Source organism: Saprospiraceae bacterium (assembly GCA_016713025.1).
Lineage (GTDB): Bacteria > Bacteroidota > Bacteroidia > Chitinophagales > Saprospiraceae > OLB9.
Genome location: JADJPZ010000004.1, coordinates 413,855 through 430,708, shown reverse-complemented (window position 1 = coordinate 430,708; position 16,854 = coordinate 413,855). Strand labels below are relative to the sequence as shown.

The following is a 16,854-nucleotide window of genomic DNA, read 5'->3' as shown; positions in this document are numbered from 1 at the left end:
TACTTTATGAAGCAAAAAGAGAAAGTAGAATTCATCATCCATACTCTGGAATCTCTGTATCCGGAAACTCCGATACCCCTACAGCATAAAGATCCTTACACTTTGCTGGTCGCCGTTCTCCTTTCTGCACAATGTACCGACGAAAGAGTCAATAAAGTAACCCCGGCACTGTTTGCATTGGCGGACAATCCCTATGAAATGTCTTTAAAAAAGTTTCTGATATAGAAAATATAATACGCCCTTGCGGTCTTGCGCCAAGGAAATCAAAGGCCATATCAGATCTGTCTTCTATCATTATAAATAAACATCAAGGAAACGTGCCTTCCAATTTTGAAGATTTAGAAGCATTGCCGGGAGTAGGTCATAAAACGGCTTCGGTTGTGATGAGTCAGGCTTTTGGAGTTCCTGCTTTTCCTGTTGACACACATATCCACAGATTAGCTCAGCGTTGGGGACTTACCTCAGGCAAAAATGTAGAACAGACAGAAAAGGACCTGAAAAGGCTTTTTGCAAAAGATATATGGAATAAGTTACACTTGCAAATTATTTTTTTTGGTCGTAAATATTGCCCTGCCCGCAGCCACGTCAAAGAGCATTGTCCGATTTGTAAGATCATTGGCTAGAAGATTACATTGCCCCAAGGTTTATCTCATTTTTTATTCACCTGACTTCAAAATATTCGCCTCATTTAGTTCACCAGCCCGCCTATCATCATAGTTATCAGGCAAGCTAAATGCGTTGATTATCTTATCGTCAGAACCATAATCTCTTGATTTACAACTTAGAAAAATTCTAAACATAGCTTTAGAATTTCCCTTTTCAAAATTTTGTATTTTCTTATTCAACCAATTTTCATTGATGGGAGAAAAAAAAATTATTTTTTTTGACGCTTATTTTTGCATTTGATGATACATAAGTAATTCTATTTATTATATTTGTTAAAAAAACAAACATGCCACTTTCTAGAAGAACATTTTTAAAAAATTCTGCTCTTGTCTCTACAGGAATAGGGATAACAGCAGAAATCACCATTCCATCTGAGTCTTTATTTATAGACAAACCATACAATATGCTTTTTGCACCGCATTTTGGCATGTTTGAAAATCATGCTGGCAAAGACCTTTTGGATCAGATCAAGTATATGCATGATCGAGGATTCAGAGCCATAGAGGACAATGGCATGATGGGTCGAACTCCAGAAATGCAGGAAAAAATAGGGAGCTTGTTAGGAAAATTGGGAATGAAAATGGGCGTATTTGTGGTGGCTTTTGACAATTGGCCTTTGCAATCTTCCATGACGACAGGAAAAGATGAGTGGAAACAAAAATTTACCCATACATGCAAAGATGCTGTAGATGTGGCAAAACGGACCGGAGCTACTTTCATGACAGTCGTACCAGGCAACTATGATCGATCATTGCCCATTGGCATCCAGACAAGCCATGTGATAGATACTTTAAGAAGCGGTGCGGCAATATTTGAACCTCATAATTTGGTCATGGTACTTGAACCACTATCTGATACACCGGACTTGTTTTTGAGATATACTGACCAAACTCATATGATATGTAAAGCGGTAAATAGCCCTGCCTGCAAGATACTATTTGATATCTATCATATGCAAAAAAACGAAGGCAGAATATCCCGAAATATTGACCTGACATGGGATGAAATAGCTTACTTTCAAATAGGTGATGAACCAGGTCGCAATGAACCGAATTCCGGAGAAATAAATTACAAATATCTATTTAAAAAAATACAGGATAAATCAAAAGCAGAAGGCAAAAACCTGATTCTTGGTATGGAACACGGAAAGTCGCAGGGTGGTAAAGAAGGAGAGTTAAAACTAATACAGGCCTACAGAGATTGTGATCCTAAATAAAAGTCAGCAGATCTTTAGTGTGACATTAAACAAGTGGTGCAAAATGAACTTTTTGTCATAAAAAACTATTATATTTGTTGCAACAAATATTATTGACTGGTTATGGATCGTAAAGAATTTTTAAAAGCCATGGGCTTACTGCCCCTTTTGGGATGTTCCATGAAATCGAATGAACTAAATAAATTAAACGAAAAATTACCTGCAACGGAGAAATTACCGGCATTATTTCTGGGGCATGGCAGCCCGATGAATGCTATAGAAGAAAATGATTTTGTTCGTGGTTTCAGGTCAATTGGCTCAGGAATCGAGCGACCCAAGGCCATTTTGTGTATTTCTGCACATTGGGAAACCAATGGCACTTATGTCACAGCCATGGAAAACCCGAAGACTATTCATGATTTTGGTGGATTTCCGAAGGAATTGTTCGATGTCCAATATCCTGCACCCGGCAATCCTGCATTGGCAATAGAGACTCAAGCCATGATCAAAAGCACTAATGTTCAACTGGACCAAAATTGGGGTCTTGATCACGGAGCCTGGAGTGTTATCAAACATTTATATCCGGCAGCCGATATTCCTGTGATACAAATGAGTCTCGATTACTCTAAACCACCTTCTTACCATTATGAACTTGCCAAAGAACTTTCTGCACTTCGCAGCAAAGGCATTTTGATAATAGGTAGTGGTAATATGGTGCATAATCTGGGGATGATCGCCTGGGACAAAATGCACTTGCCAGCTTACGGATATGAATGGGCCAATGAAGCATCAGATCAAATGAAAAAATACATCAGTCAAAAAAATCATCTTAATCTGATCAACTATACAAACCAAGGCAAGGCCTGGAAACTTGCCATTCCATCACCAGAACATTACCTGCCCCTACTCTACATACTGGCTCTTCAGGAAGAAAATGAGCATTCTGAGTTTTTTAACGATACTGCAGTGGCGCGATCACTCACCATGACATCAGTTAAGATAGGATAGTTATAGAGAACAGAAAATATTCTGTTAAAAATTTAAATTATAACGTATTGTAATTTAATTAATTACGATCAAATACTTTCGCAATCAATTTTCTGTTTGCTATATTTATACCAATACAAAATTTGTAGAGTGAGAAATTCAGAGTAATTTATTTCTAAGATCATCCTATAGATAAAATTATAAACATCTTTTGTCGTATTCTTAATAATAGCAGGATGGAATCCCGTTTTTAACAATTATCAGTATATTACTTTTGTTGATGGAAATAGTCAAAAAACCAAAAATTCATAATTGTTATTAAAAATTATTTGCAATTTTTAATTTATTTAAATATCTTGTGATGTTTTTTTTATTAAAGTGTTTAATTTTGGAAAAGCAAAAATTGTATAAGAGGGCAATCATTAAAGAAATGTTTTTCGCAGGACCTTCTACACTTGCAGAATTAAGTGACAAAACCGACAAGAGCATTCCATTTGTAACTAAACTACTCAATGAATTAAAAGATGAAAAGGTAATAATCGAAGATAACACATCTGTATTTACTGTAGGAAGGCCAGCGCAATATTATTCCATCCTTAATGATTATAAATATATCATTGCAGTAGCTTTAGACCAGTATATCACTAGAATATCTATTGTGGACATGTCCCGAAGTTTAGTAAGAGATATTGCAAAATATGAATTAAAAATTGACAATGATCCCAAAACGTTGCAATCTCTGGTAAATATTATTAATCACTATATTAAAGAATGTGGCATTCCCCGAAATAAAATTGTAGGAGTCGGTATAGGAATGCCAGGTTTTGTCGATGTAAAAAAAGGGGTAAATCACTCATTCTTTAGTTTTTCAGACAATATTCTTGAAAAAAATCTGGAAGCATCTATCGGACTCAAAGTACTGATTGATAATGATTCCAGCCTTATAGCATTAGCAGAACACAAATATGGGGCCGCCAAAGACAGAAAGAATGTAATGGTTTTGAACATTGGTTGGGGTGTGGGACTCGGAATGATCATCAATGGAGCCATATTTCGTGGAGACAGAGGTTTTGCAGGAGAATTCAGTCATCTTCCGCTATTCAATAATGACAAGATGTGCAGCTGCGGGAAAATGGGATGCTTAGAAACTGAAACGTCCTTACTGGTCATCACAAAAAAAGCAATCGCGGGCATCCAGAATGGAACCCCAACTGTATTGAAAGAATTATCATTGGATGATGTGGACCAATCTATCAAAAAGATAATTGACGCTGCAATAAATGGCGATAAATTTTCTGTCAGTTTGATTTCAGATGCAGGATATCATATCGGACGTGGCATAGCCATTCTTGTCCATCTTTTAAATCCCGAATTGGTACTTATCAGCGGTCGAGGTTCACGAGCAGGAAAGTTATGGATCACCCCAATACAGCAGGCGCTCAATGAACATTGTATTCCCAAATTAGCAGAACATCTTGAAATCCAAATTTCTGAACTTCAATATAATGCTGAACTTTTGGGTGCTGCAGCTTTGGTTATGGAAAATTACAATATCATTGATCATAGAAAAGTCGGAAAATTGTCACCAAGAAAGTCGTTAACACTTTAGATTTTCTTTAAAATTTACTCGTTTGGTTCAATATGCCAAAAATCCCAAATAATTCGGGGTATTAAGCCCGGGAGGTTAGAGTATGTTTAAATTTTTATTTTAACCTGATTAATTCTCCTTTTCTCTTTACTATATTTTTGTAATCCCATTGAATATCTCTTGCTTTTTGTATCCATCTCGCCATGTCCAATGTATCGATTTGAATGACTTCGGTGTATAAAATAGATGCATCCTGAAACTTACCTTTACTGTGTTCGAGCTGTGGCTCATCAAAACTCTTTCCACTCCAAAAAAACATGCGAATGCCTGCTTTAATTTTACTATATCCCGCTACAGGATTTCCATCCAAAAACCAAACAGGATGTCGGTGCCATATCTTTGTTTCTGCCTCTGGCAGATGGGTATTGAGCAATTCAGATAATTGTGTGCAAATTATATTGTCATTTGCATTAAGTAATTCGTTATAGGCTTTTATTTCTGGGTTCATACCTTCATAAAGTTGATATTATGAATACTTCTCTGCATAACTTTTAAAATTGTTGAGGATCATTTGCCATCCGGTCTGCTGAAGTTCAATGGAATTTTCTGTTTCAGGATCAAAAACTATGGTAACGGAAGTCTTGCCATCAGATTCTAACATACTTACGGTAGCATATCTTCCACCAAATTCATATAAAAATTGGTTACCAGGATCAATTTCTTTATATGTGGCAATAAAATCAAACCCAAAACTTCCATCTTTGGCCTCCATTCGGGCTTTGTAGACGCCGCCGACTCTCATATCATTTTCTGCCTTCGGACAGTGCCAGCTCGGGTCAGCAAAGTTCCAGTTGACTATATGCTTCGGATTGGTATAGTATTCCCTTACTTTATTTTTATCTGCATTAATGACTTCAGAAACTGTGATTTTATAGTTCATATTTGAATTGGGTTTTAAAATGAATATTTTCCAGCATTTTTTTCAACTATATATCGTGAACTTTGGGTGGCATAAAAAGGCCCTATACTTGCGCCTTTAGTACCAAGACCATTAAACAGATACATTCCTTCTATATTTTCATGCTCTTTAAATATAGGTCTTCGATTTTGCATAGTGGGTCTGATCGCAGCTTTATGACCGATGATTTCATAGGGTACTTTTAACACCCTTTCCAACTCTGCAGCCAAGATGTCATAATTTTTCTGAGTCGGATGGTCATCAGTAGCATTCCTTTCATAACCGGATCCAACCCAATATGTATCATCACCCTGAGGAACAAAAAAAATACCATCCTTATACATTTTTTTAAATCCTGCACTGGGTATTTTGACGATCAGTACCTCCCCCTTAGAAGGTGCCAATCCTATTTTTGGAAAATAGGGATTAGAATTCGCTTTATACCCCTCACAAAATATTATCCCTTTGCTTTTGTTTTCTTTATATAAGAAACCATCAGGCGATATATTTAATTGATCATACTGGAAGCACTCCTTCATGTAAGCCTCCTGAGTGGTCCATTCAGCTTGGACAGCACTCATTATCATAGCCATATTTACATAAAAGGTGCCTTGCAGTTCTCCGTAACTCAGCTGTTGGTGTACTTTGCCTGTGTAAGTATCCAAATCAACTTCTTCACATATGAATTGCTTCATGTCAGGTTCTGCCGACTTTGCCAACCAGGTATTTTCATCAGAACCAGAATATAAAGCTCGCAATATATTGGCATGTGTGTAGCACATAAATCCATAATGCTGGTTCAATGCATCGTATGTCTGTAAGGCTACGGGAAGAAACTCCTGAATTCTCCAGCTTGTCACATAGTTTTTCCCTGTTATAGGATTGACAATGCCTGCAGCTACTATGGAAGATGACCCAATATGATGGTTGTCTATGATAAGTACTTTTTGTCCTGCAAGGTGCAGGTTCCAGGCCATCAAGGTACCTGCTATTCCCTGCCCTACCACAATATAGTCAAACTTTCTCATACCAGTCCAAGAGCCTCCTGATCTTTTTTAGGGAGTGACTTTGCCACAAGATGATAGGAGTGGTCAATGAGTTTTTTGATAAGGGCAATCTCAAGCCCACCTTCCATCATGACTGTATTCCAATGTTTTTTGTTCATGTGATAGCCGGGAATAATCTCGTCGTACTCCTCTCTGAGTTCCAATGCCCATACAGGATCACATTTCAAATTAACTCTAAATGGAACGGTATCAATTCCTGTTAAAGCAAATATTTTATCTGATACTTTAAAAACCAATGTATCACCTCCAAATGGGAATGACTCACTCACTCCTGGTTTGCTGAGACAATATTCTGTAAACTGTACTACATCCATAGCTTAAAATAATTATAAAAGGTGTCCCATCACATCTTGTTTTACCTTGAGGTAGCGTTCATTTTCAGTTTTGGAAGGAATGACGACAGGAATCCTGCTTACCAATTTTATTGATGAACGATCAATAGCTGCAATTTTATCAGGATTATTGGTAATCAGGTCTATCTGTTTGATATTCAGGTCATTCAATATCTCTATTGCAATTTGAAAATCCCTTTCATCCGGCTCAAAACCCAAATGAACATTGGCTTCAAAAGTGTCATATCCTCTATCCTGAAGATTGTATGCATCCAATTTATTGATAAGTCCAATACCTCTGCCTTCTTGCCTCAGATAAATCATTAAACCTTTTTTTTCACCGATTATTTTCATGGAGTGTTCGAATTGCTCGCCGCAATCACAACGTTTTGAACCAAAGAGGTCACCTGTGATGCATTCAGAGTGGATTCTTACGGCAACGCTACCTGATATATCAACGTCTCTGTGGATCAATGCTATATTTGGCTGTTGCTCGTCCCTGTTTTGAGCATAAGCATATATAATAAAACTTCCCCATTTTGTGGGTAATTCAGCCTGGACTTGTCGATATAGCAAAATCAAATAAAAATTTAAGGTGCAAAGATAACAAATATGCAAAGAGTATGTTTAAATTTTTATTGCTTTAGAATCAGTGTATTATGAATCAGAGTTCAAAATAGTTACCTTATTTAGCTCACCGGCCACCCATGACATAGTCGTGATGCAACCTGAATTTGATGATTGATTGCCAGTACCAAAATATTGAACGAATTTTGCGTGGGTCGTACCTTCAGTTGAGGGTAAAGAGGGAATTTAGGTATTTGTGCAATTTGTTATGCACACCAAGGTTATATGTTTTAGCATATTTAAAATATTTTTTATACCTTTGTCACCTATTTTAGGTTTTTGGAAATATTTTATCAATTGACCATAAGCGGCAAATTTTATTCCTTAAAGATAATATTTAGTCTTGTCTCATAAAATAAAATTTTCCTTATTGTGGATTAATTTAAAAATTAAACAAGCACTAAAATCCTTTTGGTCTCATAGTTCAACGGATAGAATAGGAGTTTCCTAAACTCTTGATCCAGGTTCGATTCCTGGTGAGGCCACCAAAAGAGACATTTTGCAACTAAGTGTCTCTTTTTTTGTCTAAGAACATGAAGTAATATATTTTAGAAAATAGTAATCCTATTAAAAATGTCAGCAACAAAAATAACAGTAAACAACAATGGTTCCCTTAAGGTCGAAGGTGAATTTATCATTGTGGATGCCAATGGAAATGAATATGGTCTCCAGGGTCGTACTACTTTAGGACTATGCAGATGTGGACTTTCTGGCAACAAGCCTTTTTGTGATGGCTCCCATCGCAATGGTTTTGAAAACTTATCAACGGCATTTGATTTGCCACCTAAAAAAGTTTAATGAACTCCACCACAATAACTTTTGATGACCTGAACCTCTCTAATCCCTTGTGGAAAGCACTGCAAGAAGAAGGATTGGTGCACCCGACCACAATTCAAAAGAAAGCTTTATCTGCCATCATGTCAGGAAGGGATGTTCAGGCAATTGCCCAAACGGGTACAGGAAAAACCCTTGCTTACCTTATACCACTTTTTAAATCCTGGACTTTTACTAAAACCCGACATGCCAGTATTTTGATCATTGTGCCTACCCGAGAGTTGGCAGTACAAGTGATGGAAGAAGCCAGGATGTTGGGTAAGTATATGAATATCGTGGTGAAAGCAGTGTATGGAGGTACCAACTTAAAAACACAAGCATTTGAAGTGGCAGAAGGAGTTGACATTCTTATTGGTACTCCGGGACGAGTCCTCGATATGGGCTATCACGGCACTCTCAACTTCAAACTTATCAAAAAATTAGTCATCGACGAGGTAGATGAGATGCTGGCCCTTGGTTTTCGTTCTCAATTGGAGCATATTTTGGATTTATTGCCGGAAAAAAGGCAAAATCTAATGTTTTCTGCTACCATCACCGAAGATGTAGAAATGTTGATCGACGAATATTTTGACACACCCGAAAAAATAGAAGCTGCTCCATCAGGTGCTCCGCTCTCCAATATAAATCAGGTAATCTACCGGGTCCCAAATTTCAACACAAAGATCAACCTACTCGAGCTCATACTCAGGGAAAATACCGAAATGACCAAAATCCTGATCTTTGTTTCAACCAAGGCATTGGCTGATGAACTATATGAAAGAGTTGTCAAGTTGTATCCGGATACTACAGGTGTCATCCACTCAAATAAAGACCAGAATTTCAGGTTTAATGCAGTCAGAAAATTTGATGACGGCACTTTCAGAGTTTTGATTGCCACGGATATCATAGCAAGGGGACTTGACATTGAAGACGTTTCGCATGTGATCAATTTTGATTTGCCTGATGAGCCGCAGAATTATGTACATAGAATTGGTCGTACCGGTCGTGCAGACAAAAAAGGAGAATCCATATCCTTTATTGGAGACATTGAAACAGATATGCTGGATGAAATAGAAAAATTTATGGAATTTGAAATTCCGAAATTGACTCTTCCTGAAGGACTTATTATATCAGATATACTGACAGATGCCGAACTACCTAAGATCAACATGAAAAATATTTTGGGAAAACTCCCCAGGATAAAAGAAGACGGGTCTGCCTTTCATGAGAAAAAGAAAAAAAACACCAAAGAAAATAACAAGGTATCTCATAAAGACAAAATGCATGTCAAATACGGAAAACCTAAAACAAGAGGACAAAAGGTAAAAGGAAAAAAATGATATATCTACCCTACCACCTCAATCTCCGCATAACCTGAGGTATTTTTTATAACCTTTATTTGTGTTGAAATTCTTTCTTTAAGACTTTCTACGTGCGAAATAATGCCAATAGTCCTGTCGCTTTCTGATTGCAGTGTTTCCAGGGTACCAATGGCAGTCTCAAGAGTTTCTGCATCTAAAGTCCCGAATCCTTCATCAATAAACAAGCTATCAAGTCTTACATTTTGAGATGCCATATCCGCAAGGCTAAGGGCAAGTGCCAGAGAAACGATAAAAGACTCTCCACCAGATAGTGTTTTGACGCTCCGTCTGATATTGCCCTGATATAAGTCACTGATAGTCAAGTCTGATTCTATGTCAGTATACACTAATTGGTACCTGTCGGTTAGTTTTACAAGCCTTCTGTTGGCCAGGTCAATCAGATGTTTCAGACTGAGATTCTGTGCAAATCTTGCATACTTTGTGCCTGTGGCATCCCCTATGAGTTTGTCCAAAATGTACCATACTTCAGCATCTTTGTTCTTCTCAGTCAGTAAATCTTCCACTTCGCTGATCAAAGACTTTGACTTCACGTCGTTTTCCAGCTCATTGGTTAGAGCACCATTAGAGTGAATAATTTGGTCCTTTTCAGCCTGCATCAAATCGATTTTACTTTTCAGTTCAGGTATGTTGTTTTCGACATCTTCCGGCATTTTAAGTTCATCATACTCCATTTTCAGATTTAGCAACGTGCTATTCAATTCTGTTTCTTCCTTTGTGATTTTTTCTTTTTCAAAGATGATTTGTCTGAATGTTTGATCGCTGAGTATGTCATTCAATGCAGACCGGACATCGTGATAACCCAATGAACTCAGATCGATTAACAGCTGCTTTTCTCTGATTTGTTGTGTCTCCTGATGCAGATTGTAACTCTTTTGCAAATTCTGAAGTGTACTCTTCCATTCTTTACTGATATCTCTGGCAGATATATATTCATTTTGGATGGCATCTGCATCGCCATTGATATCGCTGCCCTGATACAATGAGTTTCGCTGCTGATGCAGTTCTATAAATTTTTTTGAAGCATCATTCAGTGTTTCGAGCTTCGTATCACATTGAGCATAAAAATTAAAAGCCGCTCTTGCTTCGATTTCTGATTCGACTGCATTAATTTCCATTTTTAATAGAGATATACTATTGCCGATAGTGTCAGATATATTTTCAGATTTGGCAAAGTCAGGATATTCCTGCAATATTTTAGAAATCACACTTGACTTGTATTCCATCTCTTTTTCGGCTGACCCCATGTTTGAAATTACAGATGAAAGTTCTGCGGTATGTTTCAATAATTCGTTTCTGCATGTGTCAAGTTGTTGTTGCAGAACTAATATGCTGGCTTCTGTCTTCCCCAAATCTGAATACACTTGATCCTCAGCATATGGATGATGGATTGAACCGCACAAAGGGCAGGGTTCATCATCTTTCAGCAATTTACGTTGTTCATCAAGAGCTGCTACTTTAAATTGTTCTTCTTTCTTTTTTTGAAGTGATGCAATATCAGGAACCAAAATATTAATATCCGTATTGAGTCTTTCGATTTCTATGGCTAAACTATGTTGCAGGTCTGCAAATTTAGCCTTACTTTTAAGTAAGATATTTGATTCTTCCATGGCAAGATAGTAAGCTTTCACTGCAACAAACTTTGACTCCTGCCTGGACAATTCCTCTGTCAATGACCTGATTTTTAATCTGAGTTGTTCATCATTTTCAGAAAATGGCTTTCGATTTACTACATTTGACAGCTGATTTCGGCATAGTTCCCACTGCTCATTTATTTGCTTTAAGTGTTGGATAGGCCCTGCATATTTGGCATAATTTGGATTGTTTAAGATTTCATTCAGTTCAGCGCGTGCAAGTGTTCCTTTTTCTTTCAGAAGCATTAATTCACCATCCAGACGGATGATCTTATTTTCAAATTTTTTCATCTCCGAAAGAAATTTTTCTTCATTGATATCTTCTTTCGTAAAAACCATCATCTTTTGTATGGCTTCGCCCAACAGTTTTTCCTGAGTTCCAACAGCTGTTTTGCAGTTTTCAATTTCTTTTTGGCTATCGGATGCAAGTTGATCTTCGTGTTTCCAAAGTGTAAGTTCACTCCGAAATATGTCAAGATTTTGGTGTTTTTTTAATAGCGTTTCCTGCATTTCAAAATCAGAAATCCTTTGCCTAAGTAAGGTCATAGCCCCTTCTACATCTATCCTCTTTTGTGAGATTTGCAACTTTTTCTCCAAAAGACTCAGAGTATTTTTACATGACAGTATTTCCAGATCAGTCTTTTTAATCATACTTGTATTAGTGACTATCAAGGCTGATTTAATGGATATTTGCTCGTCTGACAATATAGGTATGGCGTCCTTTCTGATCTTGAGTTGGTTGATTTCTTCACGTTTTATTTTGGCTTTTTCATAAGCAGCTTTCCCTAAAGCTCTATAGATTTTTGACCCGGTAATTTCCTCAAGTAAAAACGTTCTTTCAGCCTTGTCGGCTTTTAGAAATTTAGCAAATTCGCCTTGTGACAGTATGATAGACCTTATAAACTGGTCATAATTCAGGCCAATGATCTCTTCATTTTTTTTGGGTACTTCAGATTTTTTCAGATCTAAATATTTTTCATCCTGTATATTGGCCAGGAACATTTCATATTCCCGAAGAGTGTTATTCCTTGTCTTAGATATTTTCCAGGTGGACCTGTAGGTATCATTGCCTGTCTGATATTCGACTTCTGCATAAGCATCATCCGAAAAATGCGTCATGACAGAGCCCAGAGTTTCGATTTCAGTATTGGTGATTTTACTGTCAAATCTTGGTATCTGATTAAAAAGTGCCAGCGTGATCACATCCAGGATAGTAGATTTGCCAGCACCAGTCGACCCTGTGATGGCAAACAAACCAGAATTGGATAATGGCGGTTGAGTGAAGTCCACTTCATGACTTCCTTTAAAGGAGTGAATATTCTTGAATCTAAGTTTTATGATTTTCATGCATGAAGTATATTAATGATTCAACTCTTCCAGTAATAACATGTATGCTTCTGTCAGTGAAGTTGATGTTTCAGGATCTATCTTGCTCTCATCCAGCTTTTGTCGGAATATGTCTAATGGTGACAATTCGTTGATAGATTTATTGATGGATGAAAATGAATTAGTTAATGTGTTTGATCCATCTGCGGGAAATGAAATTCTAGATTTTAGAATTTTATATGTATCTGAATTGGTTTTTTCTCTCCATTCTTCAAGTTCCTGTACCTTTAATATATTGAAACTATCTTCGACAACATCCAATTCAATAAATGCACATAATTGTTTCTCATTTCTAAAATTGGTAAGTTGAGCTTTGACCGACTCCAAATTGCCTGAAAAACGCAACATATCTCTCGATACAGGAATTTTTGAAGATACAATTTGAACATCTTTTTTACCATTTACGTCCAGGACTATAACTTTTTTTTCATAATTTCTTTCTGAAAAGTCAAGGAAAATCGGAGACCCGCTGTATCTGATATGAGCTAGATTCTGAACTTTTTGTGGTTTGTGGATATGCCCCAATGCCATATAATCTATCGTATCCGGCACAATATCAACCACCAAACCATCCAGGTTTCCAATATGAATTTCGCGCTCACTGTCAGATGTTACAGCTCCTTTCATCATCAAGTGCCCCATTGCAATGATTGGCACATCATCACCATATGTACTTATACAATGATTTACCAGTTTTTCATAATGTTGTCTGACACCTGCTTCGGTCATTTTTGTTTTATCGTATGCCTTATCTGCGGGAAGTGAAGCCCGCAAATCTTTATCTCTCAAAAACGGAACGGCTAACACTACACACCCTGCACTACCATCGGGGTTGTAGCAAGGTACGACTTCTTCAGTGATATCTTCTTTGGCACCACCTATGACATGAATATCAAGAGTGTTGAGTAATCCGGCAGGAGCTTCTAATAGGCTGATCGAATCGTGATTCCCACCTGTGATGATCACTTTTATCCTTAACGCTGATAAGCGCAGCAACGTTTTATAGTACAAAGCGACATCTTTATTGGCAGGATTGGCGAGATCAAAGACATCTCCAGAAACAAGTAACAGGTCAGCTTTTTCGTCCTTCAAGAACTGGATCAACCAATCAAAAAAAAGAGAAATGTCTTCTGTCAGATCGTGTCTGTGCAATATTTTGCCTATGTGCCAGTCTGCTGTGTGTACTATTTTCATAAACGCTATTTCAAGTTTAAATATACACTCGTATAGTATGAATCAATTGAGATGCAATCATATCGGAATAGTTACTTGATTTTCAATATTTTCAATGACGAGTTCACAAAGATAAGTTTCAAATTTTTATTATAATGGCCAGCTGATATCTTAAGTTCTTAAACTTTCCTGAGTTCCGGTCTCAAAATGGCACTTCAAATACTTCTTTGTCTGCGATGGCAAATATACGAGATTTGTGGGTAGGTTGGACTATCGAATGACCTGTAAAATATCCGAATGCCGGTAATATCATAGAACATTCGGATACAAAAAAACAAGGAAGTAAAACCGATTGTTTGGCCTTACCTTTTAGCCTGACCCCCGGATGTACATGCCCTGAGATATTGATCATAGATTTTTTAGCCACTGTAGATGGAATATGAGTAAACCACAAATTCTCTATTATTAATTCTTCAACAACACTCATACGGAGTGAGATATAGTCACTTTCCGGTAATATATCATGATTGCCTGAAACCAAGGTAAAACTGACATCCGGAAATTTATTCAATACATTATCAAATAAATCAAACGAATGATTCTTAACAGAATGGAACAAATCTCCGAGAAACAATACCTTCTCAGGTGATATTTCAGAGATAAGATCTGTTAATTGGGAAAAAGTATGCATTGCCGCCCTTGCAGGCATGCCAATCCCCGAAGACCTGAAATGTTCAATTTTCCCAAGGTGTAAGTCACCAATGATCAATGTTTTCAGGTCACCTAAATATAATGCTTTCTGGTGGAGTAGTAAGAGCTGATGGCCGGCAAATTCGATTTCCAAATATTGATTTATTTCATGCAAATATAGGTATTAACACTGTTTTCGACTTGGGTAATTTATTAATTTTTAGCCCATGTCGTTTAGTTAAGACATCTTTATGAAATCTTTCCCTTGTAACGGAAAGATTTAGATAGGGTAAAAACATAGAAAAATTCCTTAACTAAACGACATTGAATTTTTAGCAATTAAGCTTATAAACTTCTTAAGTGTTTAAACTTTTTTCATTTGGCTCCCAATGGCAAATTTAATTTTAGATGTTTAATGACGGAAATTAAAAAATAAATTAAGTAACATAAAAAACACACTTGAATGAACAGGCAGATAAGATTAGTGCTAAGCAGAAAATTACTGATTTTAGTAACATAATACATCTAGTAATCAAAGAACGAACTTGTCCCCTCCATTTCAAGGGTGACTGAATGGTTGCAAAGCAAATTGAGTGAAATCGTTCACTCAATAATGAAGGAACCATAAACGTCGGCTTGTGAACACCTTTAGGGTGGGTAAATTTTGATGATTGGATTCTATTTCAACGAGTATTCATCACTTACAAGGCCATACCCACGCATCCAATGGATAGGACTTCCCTCTGTAGCTGTAATGCCACCATTCTGTCCGAATTCCTTTAAATCCATATTTTTCCATGGCCTTTCTAAGGATTTCGCGATTTTTATAAACCTGCGGAGCGTGTCCTTTGTAGTCAGTGTGAGCTTCTTTGCCCAAATGGTCGTAAGGTGTGCCCATATCCAACTCATCGCCTGATTCATCAATGATAGTAAGGTCTACAGCCAGCCCTCTGCTGTGCATCGAACCCTTGGCCGGTGGCGTAACATAGTCAGGATTGGGAACAGCATCCCAAAGTCTTTGCTGGTATGGTTGTGGTCTGAAACAATCAAATAGCTTTAGGTTGTATCCAAAAGAATCCAGCAATTCCTTGCGGACTTTACCGATACCAGATACCGCTTCAGGTCTTAAAAAGCATCTGCCGCAATCGTATATCTGCTTTTTTGTAAAATTGTCATCATCAGCATATTTAATATCGAGGACCATTCCACTTTTTTCGGTGATTTCCTTCCATTCTTCAGGTATAGTCTCGCTTTTTGTTTCAACAATTATTGGATCTTCCTTCTTTTCTACAGGTAAAGATGGTGTTTCATCAACAAGTAAGGGCTTAGTTTCTTCTTTGATGTCAGAGATCTTTTGAGACTTTGTTTCCCTATCTGGTTTGCACGAGTACATCATACAAACAAGAATAAACAGTGATACCCAAAAGCTACCTGTTGTTTTCATTTCTACTCTTCTTTTCATTTGTTAGTGTCTTATATTGTAAAGTTTTATTGCTTTTGTCATTTCCGTATCAAACCAACTGACCTGTTCTTTGATGTAAGATTTCTTATTAATCAGTGATTTGATAGCGCCAAGAAATGTACCCTTTTTGTAAGGCCATGGAAATCCAGGTCTTAAATGGTCCTGATTTGTAAGCAATAACTGATACTCATCTCTGCCCTGAATCATAAACATGGTTTTTTTATTTTTCAAATCAATGTGGGTGATGGCTCTATCAGATGATATGTATACTTTTGCTTCACCCCTTAAGAGATTTTTGTACAGAGTATCGGGTACAAAATATACCTCCGTTGCTGTATAATATGTATTAAATGCATCATAGATTAAACTGAAATATTCATCTCTCTGTTGCTCAGTTTCTTTTTTTATTTTTACAAAACTATTTCTTTTTTTTGCTGAGATGTCTTTTTGGCTTATTTGAGTATCCAAATATTGTATTTTGGCGGCGTAAGTTGGTATTCTCATGACAATCACAACGTAGCTGATACTATCTACGGCAAAGCTTTGCAAACATGTTGAAAACAAGAAGATTAGAGTGATGAAGGTCTTAAAAATATTTATTCTCATTGTGGAAATTCAAATATTATTCCATCATTAACATATGAAGTTAAGATTTAGTTAAAAAAAACAATGATTCATATGTCTGATTTTAAGATTCCTAATTTTGTGCTTCCATTTTATGAGTACGTTTGAAATTTTATACCGACGAGAATTTATTTTGCAAATAATTCTGTCGCCATTATACTCAAAATGAATAAATTGATAAATTAAATTTTCGCAAACCAATTTATTTTGAGTATATCCCTTACATTCAAACATAAAAATTAAAACAAACTCAAAGCGTCATTGTATTGGAAT

Annotated in this window: 15 protein-coding genes, 1 tRNA gene and 1 pseudogene; 7 read left to right on the top strand and 10 right to left on the bottom strand. The window is 36.8% G+C overall.

The genetic code is table 11. The annotated features are described in order from the left end of the window. Nucleotides 1–6: 6 nt before the first annotated feature. From nth to IPK35_08250, 4 genes and pseudogenes are all read left to right on the top strand, one after another. A pseudogene (gene nth, locus IPK35_08265) lies at nucleotides 7–623 on the top strand (endonuclease III). 329 nt (nucleotides 624–952) lie between these two features. After that, nucleotides 953–1,882 (top strand): TIM barrel protein, encoded by a 930-nt coding sequence (locus IPK35_08260; protein MBK8053248.1) that lies wholly within the window; start codon nucleotides 953–955, stop codon nucleotides 1,880–1,882. Nucleotides 1,883–1,984: 102 nt separating this feature from the next. Next, the gene (ygiD, locus tag IPK35_08255; protein MBK8053247.1) at nucleotides 1,985–2,869 is read left to right on the top strand and encodes a 4,5-DOPA dioxygenase extradiol; all 885 of its coding nucleotides are present in this window, start codon (nucleotides 1,985–1,987) and stop codon (nucleotides 2,867–2,869) included. Nucleotides 2,870–3,209: 340 nt separating this feature from the next. After that, complete coding sequence (locus IPK35_08250) at nucleotides 3,210–4,457, top strand: ROK family protein (GenBank protein ID MBK8053246.1); 1,248 nt, start codon at nucleotides 3,210–3,212, stop codon at nucleotides 4,455–4,457. Nucleotides 4,458–4,551: 94 nt separating this feature from the next. On the opposite strand, the gene IPK35_08245 is transcribed toward IPK35_08250, so the two are convergent. Genes IPK35_08245 through ribA form a run of 5 tightly spaced genes read right to left on the bottom strand, consistent with a single transcriptional unit; the run spans nucleotide 4,552 to nucleotide 7,369 of the window. Then, on the bottom strand, nucleotides 4,552–4,944 hold the full coding sequence (locus tag IPK35_08245; GenBank protein MBK8053245.1) for a DUF1801 domain-containing protein: 393 nt from the start codon (nucleotides 4,942–4,944) through the stop codon (nucleotides 4,552–4,554). 18 nt (nucleotides 4,945–4,962) lie between these two features. Next, the gene (locus IPK35_08240; GenBank protein ID MBK8053244.1) at nucleotides 4,963–5,376 is read right to left on the bottom strand and encodes an SRPBCC domain-containing protein; all 414 of its coding nucleotides are present in this window, start codon (nucleotides 5,374–5,376) and stop codon (nucleotides 4,963–4,965) included. Between the two features lie 14 nt (nucleotides 5,377–5,390). Next, entirely contained in the window at nucleotides 5,391–6,422 is a 1,032-nt protein-coding gene (locus IPK35_08235; GenBank protein MBK8053243.1) for an FAD-binding oxidoreductase, read from the bottom strand. Next, entirely contained in the window at nucleotides 6,419–6,775 is a 357-nt protein-coding gene (locus IPK35_08230; GenBank protein ID MBK8053242.1) for an MmcQ/YjbR family DNA-binding protein, read from the bottom strand. The genes IPK35_08235 and IPK35_08230 overlap by 4 nt, the downstream gene beginning before the upstream one ends. Before the next feature lie 12 nt (nucleotides 6,776–6,787). Continuing rightward, nucleotides 6,788–7,369: a GTP cyclohydrolase II gene (gene ribA / locus IPK35_08225; protein MBK8053241.1), complete on the bottom strand. Its 582-nt coding sequence runs from the start codon at nucleotides 7,367–7,369 to the stop codon at nucleotides 6,788–6,790. A gap of 464 nt (nucleotides 7,370–7,833) precedes the next feature. On the opposite strand from ribA, the gene IPK35_08220 reads away from it, so the two are divergent. From IPK35_08220 to IPK35_08210, 3 genes are all read left to right on the top strand, one after another. Then, nucleotides 7,834–7,908, top strand: a tRNA-Arg gene (locus IPK35_08220). Between the two features lie 85 nt (nucleotides 7,909–7,993). Next, entirely contained in the window at nucleotides 7,994–8,218 is a 225-nt protein-coding gene (locus tag IPK35_08215; protein ID MBK8053240.1) for a CDGSH iron-sulfur domain-containing protein, read from the top strand. Nucleotides 8,219–8,232: 14 nt separating this feature from the next. Then, a complete protein-coding gene (locus IPK35_08210) occupies nucleotides 8,233–9,573 on the top strand; it encodes a DEAD/DEAH box helicase (GenBank protein ID MBK8053239.1) in 1,341 nt (446 codons plus the stop codon). Nucleotides 9,574–9,578: 5 nt separating this feature from the next. Here IPK35_08210 and IPK35_08205 read toward each other — a convergent pair whose 3' ends face one another. The 5 genes from IPK35_08205 to IPK35_08185 all read right to left on the bottom strand — a co-directional run bounded on the left by IPK35_08205 (nucleotide 9,579) and on the right by IPK35_08185 (nucleotide 16,425). Then, nucleotides 9,579–12,593, bottom strand: a complete 3,015-nt coding sequence (locus IPK35_08205) for an AAA family ATPase (GenBank protein MBK8053238.1) — start codon at nucleotides 12,591–12,593, stop codon at nucleotides 9,579–9,581. A 12-nt stretch (nucleotides 12,594–12,605) separates the two neighbouring features. After that, nucleotides 12,606–13,826, bottom strand: a complete 1,221-nt coding sequence (gene sbcD, locus IPK35_08200) for an exonuclease subunit SbcD (protein MBK8053237.1) — start codon at nucleotides 13,824–13,826, stop codon at nucleotides 12,606–12,608. A gap of 181 nt (nucleotides 13,827–14,007) precedes the next feature. Continuing rightward, nucleotides 14,008–14,649 carry a ligase-associated DNA damage response endonuclease PdeM gene (gene pdeM / locus IPK35_08195; protein MBK8053236.1) on the bottom strand — a complete coding sequence of 214 codons (642 nt, stop codon included), beginning with the start codon at nucleotides 14,647–14,649 and terminating at the stop codon, nucleotides 14,008–14,010. 543 nt (nucleotides 14,650–15,192) lie between these two features. Continuing rightward, complete coding sequence (locus IPK35_08190; protein MBK8053235.1) at nucleotides 15,193–15,699, bottom strand: M15 family metallopeptidase; 507 nt, start codon at nucleotides 15,697–15,699, stop codon at nucleotides 15,193–15,195. A 261-nt stretch (nucleotides 15,700–15,960) separates the two neighbouring features. Then, nucleotides 15,961–16,425, bottom strand: coding sequence for a hypothetical protein (locus tag IPK35_08185; GenBank protein ID MBK8053234.1), 465 nt, complete (start codon nucleotides 16,423–16,425; stop codon nucleotides 15,961–15,963). Between the last annotated feature and the right edge of the window lie 429 nt (nucleotides 16,426–16,854).